A 23,628-nucleotide genomic window follows, 5' to 3' on the forward strand; every position below is an offset into this window, starting at 1 on the left:
AAGCATGGAGCAGACCCTGGCACTCCAGGGGATCCGGCGGGTGGGGCAGATCGGCGGCACCCTCGTCCGTACCCTGTGCGCTCTCGCCCTCGCCCTTGCCGTTGCGACCACCGCGATCGTCCCCGCGGGCACCGCGGTCGCCGACGAACCCGGTCCGGCGCAGCGCCTCGAGACCTTCGAGTTGCCGAGCCAACTGGTCGACACGTCGACGCCCGGTGCCCTGCTCCCCGGTGGGCGCACGGTGCCCAAGGTCAACGTGCTCCTCCCGGACGGCTACGACGCGAACCCGGACCGCGCCTATCCGGTGCTGTGGCTGCTGCACGGCGCGAACGGTGGCGCCGACACCTGGGCGTCGGACATCGAGGAACTCGCGGCCGGGCTGCCCGCCATCATCGTGATGCCCGACGGCGGCACGTTCGGCATGTACATGGACTGGTGGAACGTCGGCGCCAGGGCGAACCCCGCGTGGGCGACCTACCACCTGCGACTGCTCAAGGACACGATCGAGAGCCGCTACCGGATCCTTCCCGAGCGGCGGTGGCACGCCATCGGCGGCATCTCCATGGGCGGCCAGGGTGCACTGCGTTACGCGGCCCTGCTGCCGGGCTACTTCGGGTCGGTCGTGGGGTTCTCGGCCGCGCTCCCGAACATGCAGGCACCTGAGGTGCAGTTCGGGTTGTCGGTGCTGGGGCTGGTCAACGGCGCGGGCTACCACCAGATCTTCGGGTCTCCTGCCAGTGCCTACGCCACGGGCAACAATCCCACGGCGATCGCCGGGAACTACGCGCACACGCGGATGTACCTCACCTCGGGCAACGGCATCAACTGCCCCCAGGACCCGGTCCTGCCCAGCTTTCCCGGCGACGTCGTGATCGAAGCGATCATCAACGTCCAGCAGGGTCTGTTCGCGCACACCGCCCGTGGCGCGGGTGCGGACGTGACCGCCAGGACGACCTGCGGGGTGCACACCTTCGGCGTGTGGGACCGCGCGTTCGTCGCGGCACGGGCGTGGGGCTTCTTCGAGCCGGTGGAAGAACACCCGGCGAACTGGGAGTACCGCACGGTCGCGGGCGAGGGCGAGATGTGGGCGCTGGACTACGAGTTCGCGGCGCCGCCGTCGACCGTCGCGACGTTCACCCGGTCCGGCGACACCCTGAGCGCCACCGGCAGCGGTCACGTCCGGATCAGCGGCCCGGGGAACTGCGGGCTGGCCGCGACGCTGCCGTTCTCACAGCCCCTCCCCGCCGACTGTCCCTGACCGGAGCCAATCCCCGCGATCGCCGCGGTTTCCTGGCCGCGGTCGGCTGATCCGCACTGGAACACCGCGAGCACTCCCTGCGCCTGCACCAACGCCTTGGCTCACCGAGGGAGGCCGACGCCCTCAACGCGGTCGGCTGGTTCGGAACCGGCCCTCGCCCGATGTCGCCATGGGCCGACAATCGTCAGTGTCCGGAACTCGGGACCTGGTCGTCGAACCAGGGGCCTCGTGTGCTGCTTTCGCTGTAATCGTCCGGACGGTCATGGTGACGTGGCCCGTGATGGTCTTCGATACTCTCACCGTGTGCGCCAGGACGATCCGTTCAGAACGGTGTATGAAGCGCTCGATGTGTTCCAGGAGTGTGGGATCAGCTGGGCTGGGCGCGCACGAGGAAGCGGAGCGCGGTCGGGCCGCGTGTGTGGGTATCAGCGGATGATGACGGCGTGGTCCCGGATGCCGTCCCAGGTGGACACTGGAAGATCGGTCAGGGTGAACAGGTCGTCCACGGTGATCACGGTGTCTCGGATGGCGACGATTCCGGCGGCCCGCTCGATCGGCAGGTCGAGTATCCGGGCTATCACGGTGTCGGGTGCGCTCGCGATGTCGACCAGGCCACCGTCGTCGTAGTCGCCTTCGAGGTCGGGACGGCCGATGCGGAGTTCGCGGGCCAGGAGGGGATCGGAGGCCGCGAGGTCGCGGGCTCGAGCCCGTCTCGCGCGGGCCTGCAGGACTTGCCGCACGGCCGGGTCGGCTTCGGGCGTGTTGTCGGCGGTGACAGCTGTGCCGGGTGGTGCGGGGCCCAGGTGGTAGACCTCGCGGCGGAGTTTGGCCAGCAGCGTGGTGCCGACGACCAACGTGCTGAGCACCGCGACGACGAACACCGAGTCGACCGCTTCGGAGACGGCGCCTTCAGCTTGCCCCGACACGTACATCGTGCCGCCCGCGACCAACGCGAACAGGACGGTCGTCAACCACAGCCAGACCCTGCGCAACCGAATGGCGGCGTGCAGGAAGGGCACGAACGTGAACAGGCCCGCGGTCAACACCGGCACCGCCAGGTACCACAGGCTGCCGATTCTCACCGCCTTGCCGGGGTGCTGTCCTGACGTGTCCATCCCGCCCCCCTTTTCGCAACGGCTACAAGTCTGGTATCGGCGGGGAGCGCCTGCCGTTACCCGCCGGCGGACCGCATCGGATCCGGGACCGGTGCTAGCTTGCGGTGGAGCGCCGGAGAGCTGGAGGATCGTTCCTTGGACGAGTTCAGGTTCGAGCAGGACCTGGTACGAGCGCTGCTGGCCGAACAGCATCCGGATCTCGCCGCCCTGGAACTCCGGGACATCGCGGGTGGCTGGGACAACCAGCTGTGGCGCCTCGGGACGGAACTGGCTGTGCGTATGCCGCGCACCGAGCGCGCCCCGGCCCTGCTGCGCACCGAGCAGAAGTGGCTGCCCGTACTGGCTGAGCGCCTGCCGCTGCCGACGCCCGTCCCGGTGCGCATCGGTGAACCGTCGGAACTGTTCGAGCACACCTGGACGATCACGCGCTGGGTCGAGGGCGAGCCGGCGGACCACGCGCCGATCACCCGCGCTGACGCGGCCGAGACCCTCGCGGGTTTCCTCAAGGCCCTGCACCGGCAGGCACCCGCGCAAGCCCCGGCCAATCCCACGCGCGGCGTCCCGCTCGCCGGGATGCGGGACGGGTTCACCAGCGCGTTGACGCTCATCGCCGCCGACGCGAGCGCTGACGCCGCCCGGGAGATCTGGGAGAAGGCTGTCGCCGCGTCCGCGTGGCACGGGCCGTCGCCGTGGTTGCACGGCGATCTGCATCCGGCGAACGTGGTGGTGCGGGAAGGGACGCTCGCCGGCGTGATCGACTTCGGCGAGCTGTGCGCCGGCGATCCCGCCACCGACCTGTCAGCCGCCTGGATCCTGCTGCCCGCGGGCACGGCGAGCCGGTTCTTCGACGCCTACCAGGACGCGGACGAGGCAACCATCGCACGGGCTCGCGGCTGGGCCGTCCTGCGCGCACTGCACCTGATCAGCATCGGGCGGAACGGCAGACTCGGGCTGCCCGGGGGCAAACCGACGTGGGAACCAGCAGGCCGTGCCGCGCTCGAACGCGCATTGGCCGTGAACGGTGATGCCGGCCGTACCGGGTAGCCCTGTCGTCGGCGCCGGGTGAGGAGTGTCGCCGGGCGGGTAGGTCTTGCCGCGGTGTGCGGGGAAGACGCACGTCATGGTCGTTCTGTCACAAAACGCTGCGGACCGGGGTCCTGTGGGCGACTACCTGAGGGACCGCTGACGGCAAAGGGTTGGCGACCGTCCTGACCCCGGGGCTCATGGTGACCGGCGCCATAGCCGCGAGCTGTCAGGAATCCGGGAGCTGTCTCGTTCAGGTGGCGAGCGAACAGACAGGAGCGAGAACATGCGGCACCGCATCATCGTCCTCGGGGCCGGCTACGCCGGCGCGTCCGCCGCCGGGTACCTCGCCCGCCGTCTGCACCCCGACGACGTCGAGATCACCGTCGTCAACGCCGAACCCGACTTCGTCGAGCGGATGCGTCTGCACCAGCTCGCCGCGGGCGCCGACCTGCGCCGCCATGGGTTGGCGGAGATGTTCGCGGGCACGGGCATCCGGCTGCGACTGGCGCACGTCACCGCCGTCGACGCCGAGCACCGGACCGTCACCGTGACCGACGGCGAGGGCACCGACCGGCTCGAGTACGACACCCTCCTGTACTCGCTCGGCAGCACCGCCGCCGACCACGGCGTTCCCGGTGTGGACGAGCACGCCTTCCACGTCGCCGGCCGGTCGGCCGCGCTGCGCCTGCGCCGTCGTCTGGATGATCTCGGCGTGAACGGGACGGTGCTGGTCGTCGGCGGCAACCTGACCGCGATCGAGACCGCCACCGAGATCGCAGAATCCTGGCCGGAGCTCGGGGTCGCCCTCGCCACCAGCGGCGAGCTGGGGGGCTGGCTGGGCAGGAAGGCCCGCCGTCACCTGCTGCGTGCCTTCGACCGGTTCGGCATCGAGGTCCACGAGCACACCACCATCGAACGGGTGACGGCAACGGGGGCGGTCGCCGAGGGTGGCACCTCGTTCTTCGCCGGCGCGACCGTGTGGGCGGCCGGTTTCGCGGCCCATCCGGTCGCCGCCGCAGGCGGTCTCGCCGTCGAGGACGACGGCCGGATGATCGTCGACCGGATGATGCGGTCGGTTTCGCACCCGGAGGTCTACGCCGCGGGGGACAGCGCCCACGCCATCGGTGAGAACGGTCAGCCGCTGCCGATGTCCTGCGCTTCGGCCGGGTTCACGAGAATGCAGGCGACGGCCGCGATCGTCGGGGACCTGACCGGCCGCACAGTCTCACGGAGCCCGTTGGCATACCTCGGGAACTGCATCAGCCTTGGCCAGAAGGACGGGATCCTCCAGATGGTCGACGGCGACGCGCGGTCGAAGTCCTGGTCGCTGCTCGGTCGTCCGGCGGCGCGCTTCAAGGCGTTCGTGCTCAACAGCACCGTGTGGAACATGAACCACCCGACCTACGGGCTGCCGACTCGCAAGCACCGTGTGACAACGGTTTCCGACCGTTCCAGTGAGACGGTCGGAACCTAGGGGACATGGACACCGCCAGCGTGGCGCGTTTCGAGGCCAACCGGAACCGGTTGGCCTCGCTCGCGTACCGTCTGCTCGGCTCGGCCGCCGACGCCGAGGACACGGTGCAGGACGCGTTCCTGCGCTGGCAGGCCGCCGATCGGGCACACATCGAGGTACCGGAGGCGTGGCTGACCAAGGTGGTCACCAACCTGTCGCTCGACCGGCTCCGCTCCGCGACGACGCGGCGCGAACGCGCGGTCGGCGACTGGCTGCCAGAACCACTCCTCGACGGTGACCCGATGCTGGGTCCGGCCGACACCCTCGAGCAGCGCGAATCGGTGACGTTGGCGGTGCTGATGCTCATGGAGCGCCTCCCGCCGATCGAGCGGGCCGTTTATGTTCTGCGCGAGGCGTTCTCCTACAGCCACGCCGAGATCGCCGAGATCCTCGACGTCACCGAGTCCGCGAGCCAGCAACACGCGCACCGGGCCCGGCGCCGTGTCGCCGCGGCGCGCAACGCCAACGAAGTCGACGACGCCGCAGCGCGCCGGATCGTGGCGGCGTTCGTCGACGCCGCCTCCTCGGGCCGCACAGAACGGTTGGTGGCGTTGCTGACCGACGACGCGACCGCGATCGCCGACGGGGCCGGGTCGGCCAGGAATCTGATGCGGGTCTCGGTTCCCGAGCGGATCGCCGCGCTGCTGCGAGCCGGCTTCACACCCACCCCCGCCAAGCGGCGACTGGCGGGCGGCGCACCCTCGATCCACGCCGCCGTGGTCAACGGCTCGCCCGCGATGATCGCCGCGCTCGACGACCGGGTGCTGGGCGTGGTGGTCCTGGCGGTCCGCGACGGCAAGATCGCGGCCCTGCACGGCATGGCCGCGCAGGCCCGGCTCGGCCGCCTCACCGAACAATGGCGGCGGCGCGAGCACGACGACCCCCTCATCGAGTCGTGGTGACAGGCCGGCCCAGGCCCGCGGCCCGGTCGTTCAGCGCGCGACCACTCTCACCTCACCGGGCATGCCGTACTAGGCTGCGCCATCGACGATGGTCGCGCCGGGGAGGAGTTCGAGCAGTGACAGCGGACGCACGGGAGCTGTTGGAGTCGATCCGCGCCGAGCTGGCACCGACGGAGAGCGAGAACCGTCTGGTGCCGTTGATCGAGCGGGGTGACGCCGACCGGTCGGTGTTCGCCACGATCGCAGGCGAGGAGTCCCACATCGTCAGGAGCGACTGGCGCAGCCTGCACTTGCTGGCGTCGCGGTCGACCGAGCACACGGCCAGGGAGTTCGCCGCCGGGCTCGCTCAGGGCGAGGCGCTGGCCCTGGCGAAACTCCCCGCGCTCGCCGCGGCGGGCGGGATGGACGAGGAGACGCTGCGTGCGTACGAGCCGATGGCCGGCTGCCAGGCCTACCCGGCGTACTTCGCCTGGCTCGCGCTCAACGGCGAACCGGCCGACGTCATCGTCGGGATCGTCGCGAACTTCGCCGCGTGGGGTGACTACTGCGGGCGGATCGCCACGGCCATGCGCGAGAAGTACGGGCTCGACGACGACGCGTGCGCGTTCTTCGACTTCTTCGCCGCGCCCGTCCCCGAGGTCGTCGACCAGGCGCTCGCGGCGGTGCAGGCGGGCATGGACGCCGGCCGGAGCAACGAGCGGGAGGCCCGCCGGTACGGCAGGCTGTTCCAGGCCTACGAGCTGATGTTCTGGAACACCATCGCCGACTGCCAGCCCTAGCGGCCGGCCTCGGCCGGGGTCGCCGAGGGGAGCTGGGCCAGGTCGCCGAGGCGGCCGGAGCTGTGCAACCGGAGGAACGCGTCCACCACGTCCGGGTCGAACTGGCTGCCCCGGCAACGGAGCAGCTCTTCGCGAGCCTCGGCCTCGGTCCGAGGAACGTGGTACGGCCGGTCCGCGAGCATCGCCGCCCACGAGTCGCACACCGTGAGGATCCGCGCCTCCAGCCGGATCTGGTCACCGGCGAGCCGGTCGGGATAACCGGTGCCGTCGAAGCGTTCGTGGTGCTGGCGGACCACCAGGGCGGTGTCGGCGAGGCCCGGCACGACGCACAACATGCGGTAGCCGTTGTCGGGATGCTGGCGCACCTGCTGCCAGTCCTCTTCGGACAGCGGGGCGTTCTTGGTCCAGACCTCGTTGGGGACGAGGACCTTGCCGACGTCGTGCAGATGCCCGGCCAGGCTCGTGCGGCGCACGCACTCGCTGTCGAGGCCGAGCTCGACCGCGGTCAGCGCCGCCCATCTGCTCACCGCGCGGCCGTGTTCATGGTTGGACAGCCAGCTGTCGACCAGGTCGGCGACGTGCTCGAGATAGGCGATCATGTCCGCGGTCCCGTTCGGTCCGGCGGCGGTCAGCGGGCCGCACGGGCCGACGTCGATGCGGTTGCGCCCATGGCACTTGGCCGAGTACAGGGCACGGTCCGCGGCGATCACGAGCTCGTGCGGCGTGTCACCGTGCAGCGGGAAGGTGGCGGTGCCGACCGAGATCGTGACCTCCACCGCCGTGTCGTCGCGGACGACGACCGGGCTGCCGCTCACCTTGCGGCGCAGGCGTTCCGCGATGTTCGACGGGTCGTCGGCGGCGGCGCCGCGCACCAGGACCGCGAACTCCTCGCCCCCGTAGCGCGACAGCACGTCCTCCTGTCTTATCCCGTTCCGCAGGCGCCGCGCGATCTCGATCAGCACCTGGTCCCCGCCGGGGTGACCGAAGCTGTCGTTGATCGACTTGAAGTGGTCGACGTCGGCGAGCAGCACCGCCAGTGGCGTGCCGGTCCGCCGGGCGTGCGCCAGCTCGGTGACCAGCCGGGCCTCGAAGTACCTGCGCGTGCGCAGACCCGTCAGCATGTCCGTGATGGCCAACCGCCGCTGCTGGGCGACGAGGACCGCCAGCCTCGCGATCGTCAGCAGGAACAGCAGGCCGCACGCCACCGCGATCACCGGGATGCCGTGGTACTTGCCGCGGAAGTACTCCACGAGGAGCGTGGCGGGGGCGACGAGCGCGGCGGCACAGAGCGCGATGATCCGCGCCGGTCCCGGGCCGGGGTCGGTCACCGTCGCGGGTTCCCCGAGGCTGCGCATCGTCGGGTGCAGTGCGGCAGCGCCCAGCGCCAGGTTGCCCGCCAGCCAGATCGCGTCGAGGAAGTTCCCCGCGGCGTAGGTTCCGCTCAACTGCTGCAGCACGTAGATGCTGTCCGCGGCGAAGAAGGCGAACAGGTTCGTGGACAGCAGCAGGAAAGCGGCCGGGCGCCGTCCGGTGCCGAGGATGAGCCGCAGCGCCACGGCGAACATCGCCAGGTCCATCATCGGGTAGGTCAGCGACGCGGCCTTGGCCAGCGTCGGCACCTGCGCCTGCGCGGTCGGCGCCAGGAGGTACAGCCACGACAACATGCCCGCGGCGACGGCGAGCAGTGCCGCGTCCAGCAGGCTGGGCAGGTCGCGGCCGGGTGTGCGCAGCCGGATCAGCAACACCAGCCCAGCGACCACCAATGGGTAGTGCGCCAGGTAGAACACGTCGGCGAGGCCCGGATAGCGGGTGTCACCGACGATGTTGTGCGTGACGTAGAAACTGGCGTCCGCCGCCGCGTAGATCACCACGCTGGCACCGAGCAACAACCACGGCAGCAACGGCTTCGGCCGGTACCGGTAGCAGCCGTACAGCACCGCGACGGCGGACGAGGTGCTGACCGTGGTGTACAGCAGCACGCCAACGACCGCGGGTGCGTCGAGGGCCAGCGACACGTAGTAGGCGACCACCACGACGAAACCGAACGCGAGGTACACAGCCCATGCCCACCTACCAGTCCGCACGGTCGACGGTGTCCTTTCGCCAGTGATGTCCGTCACCGTGCGACTGTAGCGAGCGCCGCGTGCCATCGCGTGGCGGCGTGCCGTCTCAGAAGGACACGACGCCTTTCCACTCGGCGATGAGATCCGGTCAGCAGTCGGACCGGTTGACCGTGTCGGCGCGGCGTTCGATGAGGACGGTGTCGTGCCAGGTGCCGCCCAGCTGGGCGATGCGTTCGCGGATGCCGACGGTGCGGTAGCCGGCCTGGTGGTGCAGCGCGATGCCGGCGCGGTTCTCGGTGAGGATCGCGGTCTGCAGGGTCCAGAGCCCGGCTTCGTCGGCGGCGACGACCTGACGGCGGATCAGGGCTTTGCCGATGCCGTTGCCTCGGTGGCCGTCGGCGACGTGGATGGAGCTTTCGGCGACGCCCGCGTAGTACTCGCGGGTGGAGACGGGGGACAGGGCGGTCCAGCCGACGACCTCGCCGTCGAGTTCGGCGACCCAGCGGTGGTCGGGGAGCCACTTCGCGTCCAGGGACGCGCGGGACGGCACCGCGGTCTCGAAGGTCGCGATGCCGGTGGCGATGCCTTCGCCGTAGATGCGGCGGACCGCTGGCCAGTCGTCGGGTTGGAGTGCGCGGACGGTGATGTCGGCCGGGACGTCGGGTGGGCAGCAGGGGCGGGGCGCGAGCAGGCCCATGACGGCGTCGGCGGCGTGGGGGAGGCCGACGCAGCAGGCTTCGTTGACGACGACGCGGGTGCTGGTGCCTTCCTTGTGGAGTTTGAGGAAACCGACGTCGGCGAGTTTGCGGACGTGGTGGGAGCAGGTGGACTGGCTGATGCCGAGCAGTTCGGTGAGCCGGCCGACCGTGAGTCCGCCGGGGGTGGTGGCCACGGTGTGCAGGAGCCGCACGCGGGTGGGTTCGGCGAGGCTCGCGAACCACTCGGCGTAGGTCGCGGCTTCCTGCTCGGGGAGCACCGGGGCGGCGGGGACGGTCGCGGTCATGTCGCCGAGTATCGACGTGGATCGATGGTGCGTCAAACGCGGGCGAGGTGGTGGACGGTGGCCACGACCAGGCGGGTGGCGGCGGCGAGGGTGGCGGGGTCGACGCGGTCGGGGGTTTCGGCTGGGGTCTGGTAGCCGGGGATGCCCATGCCGATGCCGACCGCTGGGAGGCCGGCCGCGGCGTAGCGGCGGTTGTCCGACGGCATCGCGCCCGCGCGGAGGGGGACGCCGGTTTCGCGCCCCGCCTGGTCGAGTGCGGCGAGCAGCGCGGTTGCCGGGCCGCCCGCTTCGACCGCCGCCGCGGCGCCGAGTTCGGCGGCCCCGTCGACGTTGATGACGTGCGTGCCGGATGGCACGTGCGGTGCGTGGTGAGCCGAGCCTCGCGCGCCTGCTTCTTCCGCGTCGAGCAGCGCGACCGCCAGGCCGACGCCGGGTGCGGACGTCATCAGGAGGCGGGTGGCTTCCAGGACGACCGCGACGCCGGACGCGTTGTCTGCGGCCGCGGGGAGCCGCTGCTCGGGGTCGTCGCCGACGCCGTCGTAGTGCGCCGTCAGCAGGACCGAGGGGGTGCCGCCGGTGAGGACGGCGTGGACGTTGGTGCCGGTGGTCTCGATCGTGCGCAGGGGAACCGTGACGGTGACCTCGCCGCCCTCGGCGACCATCCGGGTGTGCAGGTCGGTGCGGACCGCGAGGAGTGGACGGTCGCCCTGTGGCGGGCCGGCGATCATCTTCGGCAGCCAGCCCTCGGCGTCGACACCGCGGGGCACGAGCACGTCCCCGATGACGGCCGATCGGGGTTCCGGCAGGTCGGCGGAGGTGAGGTGTTCGACGAAGTCGCGGCGGTGCACGAGGTCGTGGCCGCGCCAGCGGAGCGTGGGGGTCGCGTACAGGTCGCGCACGCCCCGCACGTGGAAGGTCTCGGTGGTCACCTCGGCGCCGAGGCCGGTCAGCTGTCGCGCCAGCCAGGTCGCCGCGGCTCGTCCACCGGGAGTGCCGACGCGACGGCCCCGGTAGGCGTCGGCCGCCAGTTCGGCGATCGTGGTCTGCACGCGGGTGACGTCGGGCGTGCCGGGGCCGGCAGCTGCCGACCCCGGTCGTGCCGACCGGCTTGGCCGTGTCATCCGCAGCAGCCCGCGCCCGCGTCGATGGCCTCCTCGCGCGCGGCCGGAGTGCAGCACTGCCCGGCATCGGCGGCCTCGGCGCTGCCGCAGCACCCGCCTGAACCGGCGGCCGCGGTGCTGTCCGTGGTGGTGGGCGTGCTGCCGCAACAGCCGCTCGCCGAGGGCGGGGTGAACGCTTCGGCGGGGTCGCCGACGAAACCGCCGGGGCGGGTGTCCGTGCTCATGATCGGTCTCCTCGAGTTTCCTCTGTGGTCAGGGGAAGCCCCTGAATAGATGGCTGTCTAATCAAGGCAACATCGCACGCTGGATCGACGGATGTCAATATAGAAGCATGTCGAATCAGGAGCTGGTCGTCGAGGTGGCGCCCCAGGGGGCCGCGTGCTGCGCGCCGCTGACCGAGGCGCCGCTCGTCGCCGACCAGGCGGAGCCGATGGCGAAGATGTTCAAGGCGCTCGCCGACCCGGTCCGGCTGCGCCTGTTGTCGCTGATCTCCTCCGCCGCTGGCGAGGTGTGCGTGTGCGACCTGACCGCGGCGTTCGACCTGACCCAGCCGACGATCTCCCACCATCTCAAGGTTCTGCGTGAAGCCGGCTTCGTGGGCAGTGAGCGCCGGGGGACGTGGGTCTACTACTGGGCGCGGCCGGAGAACCTCAAGCGGTTGTCGGTGCTGCTCGACTCCCCTGGACTCACGTCGGGCTAAGTATCGATCCGCGTCGATGGTTGCATCCATCGAGCCGGGTCGATACTGTCAGCCCAGTCAATCGAACGCTATCGATGAATGGAGTCGATGATGTCGGAGCTGCCCGTGGTGGTGGTCGGCGCCGGTCCGGTGGGCCTGGCGGCCGCGGCCGAGCTGGTCGAACGTGGCCAGGAACCGTTGGTGCTGGAGAAGGCGGACCGGGCGGGTGCGGCGGTCGCCGAGTGGCACCACGTCCGGCTGTTCTCCCAGTGGTCGGAGCTGGTCGATCCGGCAGCCGGCCGCCTGCTGGCGGAGACGGGCTGGCAGCGGCCCGGCGACACCGTCTATCCGACCGGCGAGGAGTGGGCCGCCGCCTACCTGCGGCCGCTGGCCGCCGCGCTCGGCGACCGGGTGCGCTTCGGCGCCGAGGTCGTCGGCGTCGCCCGGCGCGGCCGCGACCGGGTGGTCGACGCGGGCCGCGACACCGAGCCACTGACCGTGCACGTGCGGCGCGCCGACGGCGGCGAGGAGCGGATCACCGCCCGCGCGGTCATCGACGCGTCCGGGACCTGGGGCACGCCCAACCCGCTGGGCGGCGACGGCCTGCCCGCGGTCGGCGAGCGCGCCTCGGTCGACCGGATCTCCTACCGCGTGCCGGACCTCACCGACGCGACCGTGCGGGCACGGTATGCGGGCAAGCATGTGGTGATCGCGGGCAGCGGGCACTCGGCGCTGACCGCGCTCGTCGCGTTCGCCGACCTGGCCGAGCAGGAGCCCGCGACCCGGATCACCTGGCTGCTGAGGCGTGGCGCGGTCGGGTCGACGTTCGGCGGTGGCGAGGCAGACCAGCTGCCCGCCCGCGGCGCGCTCGGCGTGCGCGCGAAGGCCGCGGTCGAGGCAGGGCGGATCGCGGTGGTGACCGGGTTCCGCGCGGAGACCGTCGAGCGGCACGGCGACGCCCTGTCCCTGGTGTCCGACGGCGGCCAGAAGGTGTCCGATGTGGACGAGGTGGTGGTGTTGACGGGTTTCCGGCCGGACCTGTCGTGGCTGTCGGAGCTGCGCCTCGAACTGGACGCGACGCTGCAGGCGCCGGTCGCGCTCGCGCCGCTGATCGACCCCAACGTCCACTCGTGCGGCACCGTGTACCCGCACGGTGTCAAGGAACTGACCCACCCCGAGCCGGACGTGTACCTGGCCGGGATGAAGAGCTACGGCCGCGCACCGACGTTCCTGGCGGTGACCGGCTACGAACAAGTCCGCTCCATCGCCGCCGGGCTCGCAGGCGACCGGGAGTCCGCCGAGCGGGTCGAGCTGGTGCTGCCGGAGACCGGAGTCTGTGGCGGTGCCGGGGTGTTCGACGACCCGGCGGCCGACCAGGCGGGTGGCTGTTGTGGCGCGCCGGCCGAGCCTGAGGTGCTGACGCTGTCCGCGCCACGGGCGCGGTGAGCGACGCACCGACCCCCGCGGTCGCGCACCAGCAGGAGGCGGTGCGCACGGGGCGGTGGGTCGTGCTCGCCGCCCTGTGCGCTACCCAGATCACCGGCTGGGGTGTCCTCTACTACGCGTTCCCGGTGCTGGCCGGTGACATCACCGCGGCCACCGGGTGGTCGGCGCCGGCGATCACCGCCGCGTTGTCGGTCAGCCAGCTCTGCGCCGCGCTGGTGGGTGTCCCGGTCGGCCGGTGGCTCGACCGCCACGGGCCGCGCGGGGTCATGGCGGCGGGGTCGCTACTGGGTGTGCTCGCCCTGCTGGTGGTCGCCACCGCGCAGCACCTGCCCTTGTTCTTCACCGGCTGGGTGCTGGCCGGAGCGGCGATGGGCGCGGTGCTCTACCCGCCCGCGTTCGCCGCGCTGACCCGCTACTACGGCCCCGATCCGGTTCGTGCGCTCACCGTGCTCACCCTGGCCGGCGGCCTCGCGAGCACGGTGTTCGCACCCCTGACCGCCACACTCGCACAGCACCTGGACTGGCGGCAGACCTACCTCGTGCTCGCCGCGATCCTCGCGGTCGTCACCATCCCGGCGCACTGGTTCGGGCTGCGCCTGCCCTGGCCGCCCCGACCGGCGGTCGAAGCCGGACGCGTCGACACCCACCCGCGGCACATCGCCCGCAGCCGCGCGTTCGTCGTGCTCGCGGTGACACTCAGCCTCGCCGCGCTCACGACCTTCGCCGCCATCATCAACCTCGTGCCGCTGCTCGAGGAACGCGGACTTTCCACTCAGGTGGCGGCGGTCGCGCTCGGGCTCGCCGGTGCCGGGCAGGTGGTCGGGCGGATCGGGTACGTCAGGATCGTGCGCCACACCAGCGTCCGCACCCGCACCGTCGCGATCACGCTGGCGCTCGCGGCGACGACCGCCGTGCTCGGTGTCCTCACCACGACGGTGGCCCTGGTCGTCGGCGCGATCGTGGGTGGCATGGCGCGCGGCATCTTCACGCTGGTGCAGGCCACCGCCGTCACCGACCGCTGGGGACGGCGCCACTACGGCCACCTCACCGGTCTGCTGTCCGCCCCGGTCACCATCACCATGGCGTTCGCCCCCTTCGCCGGAGCCGCGGCCGCCGAGCTGCTCGGCAGCTACACCACCGCGTTCCTCGTCCTCGGCGCGCTCGCCACGATCGCGGCCGCGCTGTCGTTCCTCACGATCCCCAGAACCCAGTAGAGGCAGTACTTCTCATGATCGACGCCAGCGACGTCATCGTCATCGGCGCCGGGCAGTCCGGCCTGGCCGCCGCACACGCACTCAGGCAAGCGGGCCGCTCCCCGGTCGTGCTCGAAGCGGGCCAGGAACCGGTCGGCTCCTGGCCCTCCTACTACGACAGCCTGACCCTGTTCTCCCCGGCGCGATACAGCTCGCTGCCCGGCAAGCCCTTCCCCGGCGACCCGGACCGCTACCCGCACCGCGACGAGGTCGTCGACTACCTGCGCCGCTACGCCAAGAACCTCGACGCCGACATCCGCACCCACCACCGGGTGACTGCCCTCCGCCGCCACGGCGAACGGTTCACCGTCCACGTCGAGGACGGCACCGAGCTGACCGCGGCCATGGTGATCGCCGCGTCCGGCGCGTTCGGGCAGCCGCACCGCCCGCGGCTGCCCGGCCTGGATTCCTTCACCGGCACGGTGTCGCACTCGGCCGAGTACCGTGCACCGGCATCGTTCGCCGGGCAGCGCGTCGTCGTGGTCGGCGCCGCCAACACCGCCGTGCAGGTCGGCTACGAACTCGCGAAGGTCGCCACCGTCACCCTCGCCACCCGCAAACCGATCACGTTCGCCCCACAACGCCCGCTCGGCCGCGACGTCCACTTCTGGTCCATCGCCCTCGGCTTCGACCACCTGCCCATCGGACACCTGCTCAGGAACCCGCCGCACACCCCGGTCAACGACGACGGTCGCTACCAGCGCGCCATCAGGGCGCGGAAACCCGACCAGCGCCGCATGTTCACCCACCTCGACGGCGACACCGTCACCTGGCCCGACGGCACCCGCGAACACGTCGACACCATCCTGCTCGCCACCGGGTACCGCCCGGCACTGTCCTATCTGGACCCGGTTGAACGAGCACATTCCCGAGGTATCTCCACCAGCCATCCCGGACTCGGCTACGTCGGTCTCGAATGGCAACGAAGTTTCGCCTCCGCCACCCTCCGCGGCGTCGGCCGCGACGCCCACTACGTCGTGCGGCGCCTCCTTGACGCGAGCAGTTGCCTCAATCTACATTGAGTCAATGAACGTTGAGTGGCCTTCCTCGGTGGTGGCGCGGGCGCGGCTGCACGCGGCGCTCGGCGAACCGGCCCGGCTGGCGATCGTCGACCGGCTGGTGCTGGGCGATGTCGCGCCCGGCGAGCTGAGCCGGGAGCTCGGGGTACCGAGCAACCTGTTGGCCCACCACGTAAAACTGCTCGAACAGGCGGGGGTGCTCGAGCGGTCCCGTTCGGAGGGTGACCACCGCCGTACCTACCTGCGGCTTCGCCCAGAAGCGCTGGCACATCTCGCGCCGGAGGGCGCGGTACGAGCGCCGAGGGTGGTGTTCGTGTGCACCCACAACTCGGCCCGTTCCCAACTCGCCGCCGCGTTGTGGGCTCGCCGCAGCCCGGTGCCCGCGGCCTCGGCCGGGACCGAACCGGCCAGGCGGGTGCACCCGCTGGCGGTCGCTGCCGCACGCGAGCACGGCCTGTCGCTGGCCCCGGCCCGGACCGCGCACATCGACGAGGTGCTGCGGCCGGACGACCTCGTGGTCGCGGTCTGCGACAACGCCCACGAGCAACTCGACGTGGACCGGCTGCACTGGTCGGTGCCGGACCCCGCGCCGCTGGGCACCGACGAGGCGTTCGACCGCGCGTTCACCGATCTCGCCGACCGGGTCGACCGGCTGGCACCCGCCGTCCACGGAGGAACCGATGACTGACCAGGCCCACCGGCACCTGAGCGTCGACCTGCACCACGCCCTCACGACGGCCGCGACGCGGCTGCACGCCGAGTTCGACGGCACCTTCGGCGCCGAGACCATCGAGCGGTTCCTGCACTCCAGCTACGACCAGTTCGCTGCCCGCAGCACCGTGCCGAACTTCCTGCCCCTGCTGGCCGAACGGTTCGCCCGTCAGCGCTTGCACGCGCTGGCCAAGGTCGAAGGCCGCGCCGCCGGAAAGCCGACGGTGCTGTTCCTGTGTGTCCACAACGCGGGGCGCTCCCAGATGGCGCTCGGCTTCTTCCAGAACCTGGCCGGTGACCGCGCCGTGGCGTGGTCCGGCGGTTCCGAGCCCGGCCACGAGATCAACCCGTCCGCGATCGCCGCGATGGCCGAGCGGGGCATCGACATCTCCCGCGAGTTCCCGAAGCCGTGGACCGACGAGGTCGTCCGGGCGGCCGACGTGGTGATCACCATGGGCTGCGGCGACGCGTGTCCCGTGTTCCCCGGCAAGCGCTATCTGGACTGGGCGCTCGACGACCCCGCGGGCAAGGGTGTCGAGGACGTTCGCCCCGTCCGCGACGAGATCGAACGCCGCGTCCGCGGCCTGCTCGACGAACTCGGCGTCCCCGCCACCTGAACCCGGGAGCATTTTTCTTGTCTCGCAAGGTCCTCGCCGAGTTCCTCGGCAGCCTCCTGCTCGCCGCCCTGGTCATCGGGTCCGGTATCGCCGCCCAGAACCTCACCGCCGACACCGGGTTGCGGCTGCTGGAGAACGCCGCCGCGACCGCGGCCGGTCTCTACGCGCTCATCCTCGTGTTCGGCCCGGTCAGCGGCGGCCACTTCAACCCCGTGGTGTCGGTCGTCGACGCCGTCTTCGGCGGACTGTCCTGGCGCCAGGCCGCCGCCTACATCCCGGCGCAGGTCGCCGGCTGTGTGGCCGGCGCGGTGCTGGCCAACGTGATGTTCGACCTCGCGCCGGTCAGCATCAGCACCACCCATCGGGCCACCGCCGCGCACGGGGTGTCCGAAGTGGTCGCCACCCTCGGCCTCGTCCTCGTGATCTTCGCGCTCGTCCGGTCCGGCCGGATCGAACGAGCCCCGGCCGCGGTCGGCGCCTACATCGGTGCCGCTTACTGGTTCACCTCGTCCACCAGCTTCGCCAACCCCGCCATCACCGCCGGCCGCATGTTCAGCGACACCTTCGCTGGCATCGCACCCGCCTCGGTGTTCCCGTTCATCCTGGCCCAGCTCATCGGCGCCGCGCTCGCGGTAGTGCTGCTCCGAGTCCTCTACCCGGCCACGACGTCAGCTCAGGCGGACGAGGCGGCGTTGCCGTCACGATGATCACCGAGCCGGTGGGCCGGGTAGCGCCGCGTGAGGACAGGGCGGTGCGCGGGCCTGGCGATCACCAGACCACCGGGAGCGCGACGAGCCCGCCGGTGAGCGTGCCGGTCCGCACCGTCAACTCGGACACGGGCACCGCGAGCCGCATCGCCGGGAACCGTGCGGCGAGACGGCCGAACACCGTGCGGAGTTCGATGCGCGCGAGCGGGGCGCCGATGCACTAGCGCAGGCCGTGGCTGAAGGTCAGGTGTGCGGCGGCGGAGCGGGTGATGTCGAAGCGGTCCGGCTCGGCGAAGACCGAGTCGTCGTGGTTGGCCGCGCCGGTGTCGAGCAGGACCAGGTCTCCTGCGTGGACGGCGACCCCGCAGATCTCCAGGTCGACCCGGGCGTGGCGCGGGATGCCACGGCCACCCCGGTCCGGCGCCCGGAGCACCTCCTCGACCGCCCCGGCGACCAGGTCCGGGTCAGCACGCAGTGCCCGTCACCGGTCCGGGTCGGTCAGCAGGTGCGGTCCTCGTAGGGCACACCGCCAGCGGACCGCCGAACAACGCGGAGTCCCCGGTACGTGCGGCCTTCTCCGGCATCGGGTGAGCGCGGCCCAGCCGCTCGTCGGACGACAGCCGCCGCACTTCGGCATGGGCGGTGACCAACCAGCCCCCGTCACCCACCGCGGTGCGGATCCGGTGCGCCGCATGCCCCGGGCGGGGTCGCCTGAGCCGCGCTCTACCGCCGAATCAGGGAGGGCTGGAGCGCCGGGTGGTGGACTGGTGGGGAGGGGGTGACCTCCTATGAGTGGATCCGGTGAACCGGTGGCGCGTCCGGTGTGGTCACGGCGTTCCGAGGCCGTGCTGCTGGTGTTGCGTGGCCGCACGGCGCGCGTCGCGGTGCCGGTCGCGGCGGTGGTCGGCACCGTGATCTCGGTGGTCAACCAGGCTGAAGTGATCATCGGCGGGCACGCGACCGGCGTCACCTGGGTGCGGATCGCCGTCAACTACGTGGTGCCGTACATCGTGGCCAGCGTGGCCTACCTGTCAGCCTGCCGGAGCAACCACCAGCGGTGAGTCACCGTCTCGCGCGGCGTCCTGTGTAAGAGCGTGGTCGCGTCCCGGGTTCGCGGCGTTCAGTGTGGCCAACGTATCAGATAGAACGTTCTGTCTTGACAGAGCGCGGCTCAGGCGTCCATGCTGCCTGAGATAGAACGTTCGGTCTTGTCGCTGAATCGCACCATCCTCTGGAAAGGATCATCGTGACCACCGTTGACTCACCCGCCGCCGGCGCGATCGCGCCCGTGCTGCGCCGGCTGTACTTCGTGCGGTTCGCGTTCGCCATCGTCTGGGCGGCCCTGCTGTTCCTCACCAAGGCCCAGCTCGGGCCCCTCGGTATCACCCTCATCGTCCTGTACCCGTTGTTCGACGTCGCGGCGGCTGTCGTGGACGCTCGTTCGTCCCACGCCACCGGTTCGGCACGCGGCCTCTACGTGAACATCGCGATCAGCCTGCTGGCCGCCGCCGGCCTGGCCGTCACCGCGTCCTCCGGTGTGCCCGCGGTCCTGCGCGTGTGGGGCGCCTGGGCGATCGTCGCCGGGGTGGTCCAGCTGATCGTGGCCGTCAGCCGCCGCGGGATGGGTGGCCAGTGGCCGATGATCCTCAGCGGCGGCATCTCCGTGCTCGCCGGTGGCTCGTTCATCGTCGGAGCCGCCGCGCCGAACCCGGCGCTGACGAACGTGGCGGGTTACGCCGTTCTCGGCGGCGTCTTCTTCCTCGTCTCGGCGATCCGCCTCGGCCGCGCGGCCACGGTGAACTGACCATGGACACCACCACCTACGACGTGGTCGTCATCGGCGCGGGCCCGGTGGGGGAGAACGTCGCCGACCGGGTCGTCCAGGGCGGGCTGAGCGCCGCCATCGTCGAGCGGGAACTGGTCGGGGGCGAGTGCTCCTACTGGGCGTGCATGCCGACCAAGGCGTTGCTGCGCAGCGGGGCGGCGCTGCGTGCGGCCCGGGAGGTGCCCGGCGCACGGGAAGCGGTGACGGGTGACCTGGACGTGGCGGCAGTGCTCCGCCGCCGCGACTCCTTCGCTTCGCACTGGCAGGACGACGGTCAGGCGTCGTGGCTCGAGCAGGTGGGTGTTCCGCTGTACCGAGGACACGGCCGGATCGGCTCCGCCCGGGTCGTCGAGGTGACCGGCGCGGACGGCGCCACCACGACGCTGACCGCTCGGCACGCGGTCGTCGTCGCGACCGGGAGCGCCGCGCTGGTCCCGGACATCGACGGTCTGCGCGCGGCGGCACCGTGGACCAGCCGCGAAACGGTGGCGGCGAGCGAGGTTCCCGGCCGGCTCGCGATCATCGGTGGCGGGGTGGTGGCCTCGGAGATGGCGACCGCGTTCACCGACCTGGGGTCGTCGGTGACGGTGCTGGCCCGCGACGGCGTGCTGCACCTCGCGGAGCCGTTCGTCGGCGAGCGGGTCACGGAATCCCTGCGGGAGAAGGGTGTTTCGGTGCGTGTCGGCACCGAGGCCGGCTCGGTGAAGCGTGCCCACGACGGAACGGTGGCCATCACGCTCACCACCGGCGAGCAGGTCGAGGCCGACGAGCTACTCGTCGCGATCGGCCGCACCCCGAACACCCAGGACATCGGACTGGGCACCGTCGGTCTGACGCCGGGTGCCTGGCTCGCGGTCGACGACACGATGCGGGTCGTCGGCGAGGGCGGTGTGCCGATCGGTGACGGGTGGCTCTACGCCGCCGGGGACGTCAACCGGCGCGTTCTGCTGACGCACCAGGGCAAGTACCAGGCCCGTGCCGTGGGCGACGTCATCGTGGCGCGCGCGAAGGGCGAAGCTGTCGACGACGGCCGATGGGGCAGGCACGCGGCGACCGCCGACGAGCGCGCGGTGCCACAGGTGGTGTTCACCGATCCGGAGATCGCGTCCGTGGGCCTGACCTCGGCCGCTGCCGAAGCCGCAGGCCTGCGGATCCGGGTGGTCGACTACGACCTGGCCGCCACCGCCGGGTCCGCCCTGCACGCCGAGGGATACCGCGGTCACGCCCGGATGGTCGTCGACGAGGACCGGACGGTGATCGTCGGGTTCACCCTCGCCGGCCCGGACGTCGCGGACATGCTGCACGCGGCGACGATCGCCGTGGTCGGGGAGGTGCCGCTGGACCGGCTCTGGCACGCGGTCCCGGCCTTTCCCACCGTCAGCGAGGTGTGGCTGCGGCTGCTGGAAACCTACGGCCGCTGACTCGCCCGGCTGGTGTCCGTCCCGGCGTGCTCCCGCCGGGACGGGACAACAGCACGGCGCGCACCCGTGCTGGCCGCAGCTGGAGCCGCGTTTTCCGTCCAGCGGCAGCGTAACGATCCGCGGGACGTGCTGCCGCACCACGAGATGGGATAGCGGAATGAGCCCGAAGGTGTCCCGGCCGGAGCATTCATCCGACGACGAGCCCGGGGAGCCTGAGCTGCCGCCGGGGCACGTGCCGATGCGCCGGCCGGTGACTCCGAGGCAGGCCGCGCCGAAGCCTCTTCCCCGGTGGGTCACCACTGTCGGGTTCGTGGTGCTGCTGGCGGCGATCGCCGGCGTGATCGTGTACCTCGCCCAGCCGGACGATCCGCGCGACTCCGCCCAGGGCACCGCGGACCTGGTCGCCGCGGCCCTCGGCGAGGGTGACAAGTCCGCGTTCGCGTCGTACACGTGCTACCCGGACGAGTTGACGCTGAACGACGACTGGACGCGTCTGGGCAGGACGACGGTCCTGGCCGTCTCCGGCGAGTACGACGGCGTGGCCAAGGCGACGTTGACGATCAGCCAACCCGCGAACACCGACCTGGTGCTGCTGATGCGCAGCGAGGACGACGCCCCGTGGTGTGTGGTCACACCATCCCTCTGCCCCGTCGCCGAGGACCCCACCGCCACCCGGTCCCCGCTCGACATGTGCGCCGGCCGCCCTGGCCGTCCCTGATCTGGTTCCTGCCCCGCCGCAACGTCTTCCGTGCCTGCTCAAGCCTGGTCAACCCACATTTCGGCGCCATCCGTCCGGTGACCGGTTGGGAGCGCAGGCACTGGGTATGACTGCGGTAGCGGATCGAGACAAGGGAGATCGTGATGGCTGGCCTGTTCGACCGGATCAAGTCCTTCATGCGCAGCTCGAAAGGGCAGCAGATGAAGACCAAGGCGGGGGAGATGGCGAAGGACCCGCGCAACCGTGAGCGTGCCCGCGAGGCCGTGCAGAAGTTCCGTCGCAAGCGCTGACGACCTCGGGCTCCGGGGTGCCGGGTCATCGGGGCCGGTAGGCGTCGACCACGTCTACCGGTGCACCGCCTGCCTGGTGGCCCCCGCCGGGGATGTAGATGGTGCCGTCGATGGCCGCCGCCGCGGTGCCGTGGCGTGGTAGCGGCATCGGGGCCAGTTTCTTCCACTGGTCCTTGCGGGTGTCGTAGACCTCGGTCTCGCGGAAGATGTGGTTCGAGCCCGGTGCCGGGTTGCCCTCGCCGCCGAAGGGTGTAGATCCGGTCGCCGACGGCCGCGGTCGCCAGCCCGCCGCGTGGGGTCGGCATGGGGGAGCGATCGCTCCACCGGCCGGACCTCAGGTTCAGGGCGAACACCTCGTCCCGCACGTTGAGCTGGCCGCGATCGCGTCCCCCGAGCACGTAGAAGGTGCCGCCGACCACGGCTCCGCCCGCGTGGTCGCGGGCCTGCGGCAGCGAGGTGAGCGTCGACCACCTCCCCGTGGGTACGTGGTAGGCCGACACCGTGGCCACGGTGTCCTGGAGCCCACCGGGTCCCGGGGTGAGGGTGAGCATCCCGCCTGCCAGGTACACGGTGTCGCCGTGCACGCCCATCGCGGCGCTGCCGCGGCGCAGCTCGGGCGGGACGTCGGCCAGAGGTGCCCACCGGTCGGCGGCCGGGTCGTAGGCGAAGCTGTCGCCGATCGCCTGCCAGGACGCACCGCCCGACAGCCCGCCGAACACGAGGAGCCGCCCGTCGACGGTGGCGAGGTTGGGGTGGTTCATCGGCACCGGCAGCGGGGCGGCGTCGGTCCAGCGGCGGGTGGCCGGGTCGTAGACCTCGACCCGGCCGGTGGTCTCGAGCCGCCCGTCCGGCAGCGGCACGATGCCGCCGACCACGTAGACGCGGCCGTCGAGTGCGGCGGTGCCGTGTTCCTGCCGGGGCCCGCGGGCGATCGACGGCAACCGCTGCCAGCCGGCCGCGTACTCGGCGTCGGGAAGGGGCGCGTTGCCGGTGATGGTGGTCAGCTGGTGACCGTGGGCGTGGGCGGCGGCCGGGGTCGCGGGTGATCCGGCGGCGGGTTGCGGAGCCGACGCGTACACCACCACGACGGCACCGAGCGCGGCGGACGCGCTGACCAGCGCGCCCGCACCGACCAGCAGGCGCCGAACGGAGAAATCAGTCATATCAACGACAGTCCCAGGACGTCGGGTATGCCGCCAATGAATCGTTGCTATGGCCGATCATGCGTATTTGTCATGTGTCGTCCACTTCGGCGCGGAGCAGAGCTCGCAGCCACTGATGAGCGGGATCGCTGTCGAGACTGGGGTGCCAGGACATCGAGTAGGTCATGGTCCCGAGCACGTCGGGCGCGGCCAGTAGGGCGACGCCGTCCGCGTCGCGCAGCATGCGACGCGGGAGAGTGGCGATCAGGTCGCTGCCGACCACGGCGATCAGTGCGGACCGGTGGTGCGGGACGATGAGACCCGCGGTGCGCGCCAGGTCGTTGGCGCGCAGGTCGGTGTCCACCACACCCTGCCGCCCGTCGCGGATGTCGACCACGACGTGGGTGCCGCGCAGGTAGTCGTCGAGCTCCAGCACCGGCCGCCGGGCCAACGGGTGACCGGGATCGACGACGCACACGAACCGCTCCTCGAACAGCCGCTCCGTGCGCAGCCCGGGAGGTGGCGCGTACCCGTACAGCGCGAGGTCCAGCTCGCCCCGCTCCAGCTCGTCGAAGACCGACTCGTGCCACTTGCGCATGTGCAGGCGGGATCCCGGCGAGTCACGCCGCAGCCGGGTGGACAGCGGCACACCGATCGTGTCGACCGCGTAGTCCGTCCCACTGAGCCGGAAGATCTCGACGGCCGTGGCGGGCACGAACTCCTCGGCGGCGAACAGATCGGCCAGCTCCGGCAGCAGCGGCCGCAGCCGCCGCTGCAACCGTTCGGCCGCCGGGGTGAGCCGGTAGCCACTCGAGGTACGGACGAGCAGCTCGTCGTCGAACACCTCACGCAGCCGCTTCAGCGTGCGGCTCATGGCGGGCTGGGTCAGGTGCACCCGCTCAGCGGCCCGCGAGACGTGCCGTTCGTCGAGCAGCGCCGCGAGCGGAGCGAGCAGGTTGAGGTCGAGACGGGCGAGGTTCGACATCCGGTCAGCATCGGCTCTGCCCCATGAGCGGGGCG

24 protein-coding genes are annotated in these 23,628 nt (G+C 71.5%); 16 read left to right on the top strand and 8 right to left on the bottom strand.

Annotated elements, in window-relative coordinates:
• The first annotated feature begins 4 nt into the window (after window positions 1–4).
• Complete coding sequence (locus tag FHR82_RS24195; RefSeq protein WP_184812802.1) at window positions 5–1,258, top strand: alpha/beta hydrolase; 1,254 nt, start codon at window positions 5–7, stop codon at window positions 1,256–1,258.
• Between the two features lie 425 nt (window positions 1,259–1,683).
• Here FHR82_RS24195 and FHR82_RS24200 read toward each other — a convergent pair whose 3' ends face one another.
• Window positions 1,684–2,373 carry a hypothetical protein gene (locus FHR82_RS24200; RefSeq protein ID WP_184812803.1) on the bottom strand — a complete coding sequence of 230 codons (690 nt, stop codon included), beginning with the start codon at window positions 2,371–2,373 and terminating at the stop codon, window positions 1,684–1,686.
• A 135-nt stretch (window positions 2,374–2,508) separates the two neighbouring features.
• On the opposite strand from FHR82_RS24200, the gene FHR82_RS24205 reads away from it, so the two are divergent.
• The 4 genes from FHR82_RS24205 (at window position 2,509) to FHR82_RS24220 (ending at window position 6,593) form a co-directional block, all read left to right on the top strand.
• Window positions 2,509–3,417 (top strand): aminoglycoside phosphotransferase family protein, encoded by a 909-nt coding sequence (locus tag FHR82_RS24205; protein ID WP_184812804.1) that lies wholly within the window; start codon window positions 2,509–2,511, stop codon window positions 3,415–3,417.
• Between the two features lie 265 nt (window positions 3,418–3,682).
• The gene (locus FHR82_RS24210; RefSeq protein WP_184812805.1) at window positions 3,683–4,873 is read left to right on the top strand and encodes an NAD(P)/FAD-dependent oxidoreductase; all 1,191 of its coding nucleotides are present in this window, start codon (window positions 3,683–3,685) and stop codon (window positions 4,871–4,873) included.
• A 5-nt stretch (window positions 4,874–4,878) separates the two neighbouring features.
• A complete protein-coding gene (locus FHR82_RS24215) occupies window positions 4,879–5,814 on the top strand; it encodes a sigma-70 family RNA polymerase sigma factor (RefSeq protein ID WP_184812806.1) in 936 nt (311 codons plus the stop codon).
• Window positions 5,815–5,930: 116 nt separating this feature from the next.
• A complete protein-coding gene (locus FHR82_RS24220) occupies window positions 5,931–6,593 on the top strand; it encodes a thiaminase II/PqqC family protein (RefSeq protein WP_184812807.1) in 663 nt (220 codons plus the stop codon).
• On the opposite strand, the gene FHR82_RS47600 is transcribed toward FHR82_RS24220, so the two are convergent.
• The 4 genes from FHR82_RS47600 to FHR82_RS24240 form a co-directional block, all read right to left on the bottom strand.
• Window positions 6,590–8,713 (bottom strand): diguanylate cyclase, encoded by a 2,124-nt coding sequence (locus FHR82_RS47600; protein WP_311771246.1) that lies wholly within the window; start codon window positions 8,711–8,713, stop codon window positions 6,590–6,592. The two genes, FHR82_RS24220 and FHR82_RS47600, sit on opposite strands and share 4 nt — an antisense overlap.
• A gap of 91 nt (window positions 8,714–8,804) precedes the next feature.
• On the bottom strand, window positions 8,805–9,659 hold the full coding sequence (locus FHR82_RS24230) for a helix-turn-helix domain-containing GNAT family N-acetyltransferase (protein WP_184812809.1): 855 nt from the start codon (window positions 9,657–9,659) through the stop codon (window positions 8,805–8,807).
• Between the two features lie 32 nt (window positions 9,660–9,691).
• Entirely contained in the window at window positions 9,692–10,780 is a 1,089-nt protein-coding gene (locus FHR82_RS24235; RefSeq protein ID WP_184812810.1) for a M28 family metallopeptidase, read from the bottom strand.
• The gene (locus FHR82_RS24240; protein WP_184812811.1) at window positions 10,777–11,004 is read right to left on the bottom strand and encodes a hypothetical protein; all 228 of its coding nucleotides are present in this window, start codon (window positions 11,002–11,004) and stop codon (window positions 10,777–10,779) included. The genes FHR82_RS24235 and FHR82_RS24240 overlap by 4 nt, the downstream gene beginning before the upstream one ends.
• Window positions 11,005–11,111: 107 nt before the next feature.
• Between FHR82_RS24240 and FHR82_RS24245 the strand changes: the two genes are divergently transcribed.
• From FHR82_RS24245 to FHR82_RS24275, 7 genes are all read left to right on the top strand, one after another.
• The gene (locus FHR82_RS24245; protein WP_184812812.1) at window positions 11,112–11,480 is read left to right on the top strand and encodes an ArsR/SmtB family transcription factor; all 369 of its coding nucleotides are present in this window, start codon (window positions 11,112–11,114) and stop codon (window positions 11,478–11,480) included.
• Window positions 11,481–11,570: 90 nt separating this feature from the next.
• A complete protein-coding gene (locus tag FHR82_RS24250) occupies window positions 11,571–12,905 on the top strand; it encodes an FAD-dependent oxidoreductase (RefSeq protein ID WP_184812813.1) in 1,335 nt (444 codons plus the stop codon).
• A 62-nt stretch (window positions 12,906–12,967) separates the two neighbouring features.
• Complete coding sequence (locus FHR82_RS24255; RefSeq protein WP_184813336.1) at window positions 12,968–14,119, top strand: MFS transporter; 1,152 nt, start codon at window positions 12,968–12,970, stop codon at window positions 14,117–14,119.
• A gap of 14 nt (window positions 14,120–14,133) precedes the next feature.
• Complete coding sequence (locus tag FHR82_RS24260; protein ID WP_184812814.1) at window positions 14,134–15,180, top strand: flavin-containing monooxygenase; 1,047 nt, start codon at window positions 14,134–14,136, stop codon at window positions 15,178–15,180.
• A 4-nt stretch (window positions 15,181–15,184) separates the two neighbouring features.
• Window positions 15,185–15,865: an arsenate reductase/protein-tyrosine-phosphatase family protein gene (locus FHR82_RS24265; RefSeq protein ID WP_184812815.1), complete on the top strand. Its 681-nt coding sequence runs from the start codon at window positions 15,185–15,187 to the stop codon at window positions 15,863–15,865.
• Window positions 15,858–16,505 (top strand): arsenate reductase ArsC, encoded by a 648-nt coding sequence (locus tag FHR82_RS24270; RefSeq protein WP_184812816.1) that lies wholly within the window; start codon window positions 15,858–15,860, stop codon window positions 16,503–16,505. The genes FHR82_RS24265 and FHR82_RS24270 overlap by 8 nt, the downstream gene beginning before the upstream one ends.
• Window positions 16,506–16,522: 17 nt before the next feature.
• Window positions 16,523–17,212, top strand: a complete 690-nt coding sequence (locus tag FHR82_RS24275; RefSeq protein WP_225943881.1) for an aquaporin — start codon at window positions 16,523–16,525, stop codon at window positions 17,210–17,212.
• Window positions 17,213–17,432: 220 nt separating this feature from the next.
• Here the strand turns inward: FHR82_RS24275 and FHR82_RS46385 are convergent, their stop codons facing one another.
• On the bottom strand, window positions 17,433–17,645 hold the full coding sequence (locus FHR82_RS46385; RefSeq protein WP_311771247.1) for a cytochrome P450: 213 nt from the start codon (window positions 17,643–17,645) through the stop codon (window positions 17,433–17,435).
• 355 nt (window positions 17,646–18,000) lie between these two features.
• Between FHR82_RS46385 and nrtS the strand changes: the two genes are divergently transcribed.
• The 4 genes from nrtS to FHR82_RS24300 all read left to right on the top strand — a co-directional run bounded on the left by nrtS (window position 18,001) and on the right by FHR82_RS24300 (window position 21,176).
• Window positions 18,001–18,273: a nitrate/nitrite transporter NrtS gene (gene nrtS / locus FHR82_RS24285; RefSeq protein ID WP_184812817.1), complete on the top strand. Its 273-nt coding sequence runs from the start codon at window positions 18,001–18,003 to the stop codon at window positions 18,271–18,273.
• 185 nt (window positions 18,274–18,458) lie between these two features.
• On the top strand, window positions 18,459–19,016 hold the full coding sequence (locus FHR82_RS24290; RefSeq protein WP_184812818.1) for a hypothetical protein: 558 nt from the start codon (window positions 18,459–18,461) through the stop codon (window positions 19,014–19,016).
• Between the two features lie 2 nt (window positions 19,017–19,018).
• Window positions 19,019–20,458 (top strand): dihydrolipoyl dehydrogenase family protein, encoded by a 1,440-nt coding sequence (locus FHR82_RS24295; RefSeq protein WP_184812819.1) that lies wholly within the window; start codon window positions 19,019–19,021, stop codon window positions 20,456–20,458.
• 157 nt (window positions 20,459–20,615) lie between these two features.
• Window positions 20,616–21,176 carry a hypothetical protein gene (locus FHR82_RS24300; RefSeq protein WP_184812820.1) on the top strand — a complete coding sequence of 187 codons (561 nt, stop codon included), beginning with the start codon at window positions 20,616–20,618 and terminating at the stop codon, window positions 21,174–21,176.
• Here FHR82_RS24300 and FHR82_RS48280 read toward each other — a convergent pair.
• Both FHR82_RS48280 and FHR82_RS24310 read right to left on the bottom strand, forming a co-directional pair.
• Window positions 21,088–22,629 (bottom strand): Kelch repeat-containing protein, encoded by a 1,542-nt coding sequence (locus tag FHR82_RS48280; protein ID WP_184812821.1) that lies wholly within the window; start codon window positions 22,627–22,629, stop codon window positions 21,088–21,090. The two genes, FHR82_RS24300 and FHR82_RS48280, sit on opposite strands and share 89 nt — an antisense overlap.
• Window positions 22,630–22,699: 70 nt before the next feature.
• Window positions 22,700–23,593 carry a LysR family transcriptional regulator gene (locus tag FHR82_RS24310; protein ID WP_184812822.1) on the bottom strand — a complete coding sequence of 298 codons (894 nt, stop codon included), beginning with the start codon at window positions 23,591–23,593 and terminating at the stop codon, window positions 22,700–22,702.
• Window positions 23,594–23,628 lie beyond the last annotated feature (35 nt).

This window comes from Actinophytocola algeriensis, assembly GCF_014203735.1.
GTDB classification, from domain to species: Bacteria; Actinomycetota; Actinomycetes; order Mycobacteriales; family Pseudonocardiaceae; genus Actinophytocola; species Actinophytocola algeriensis.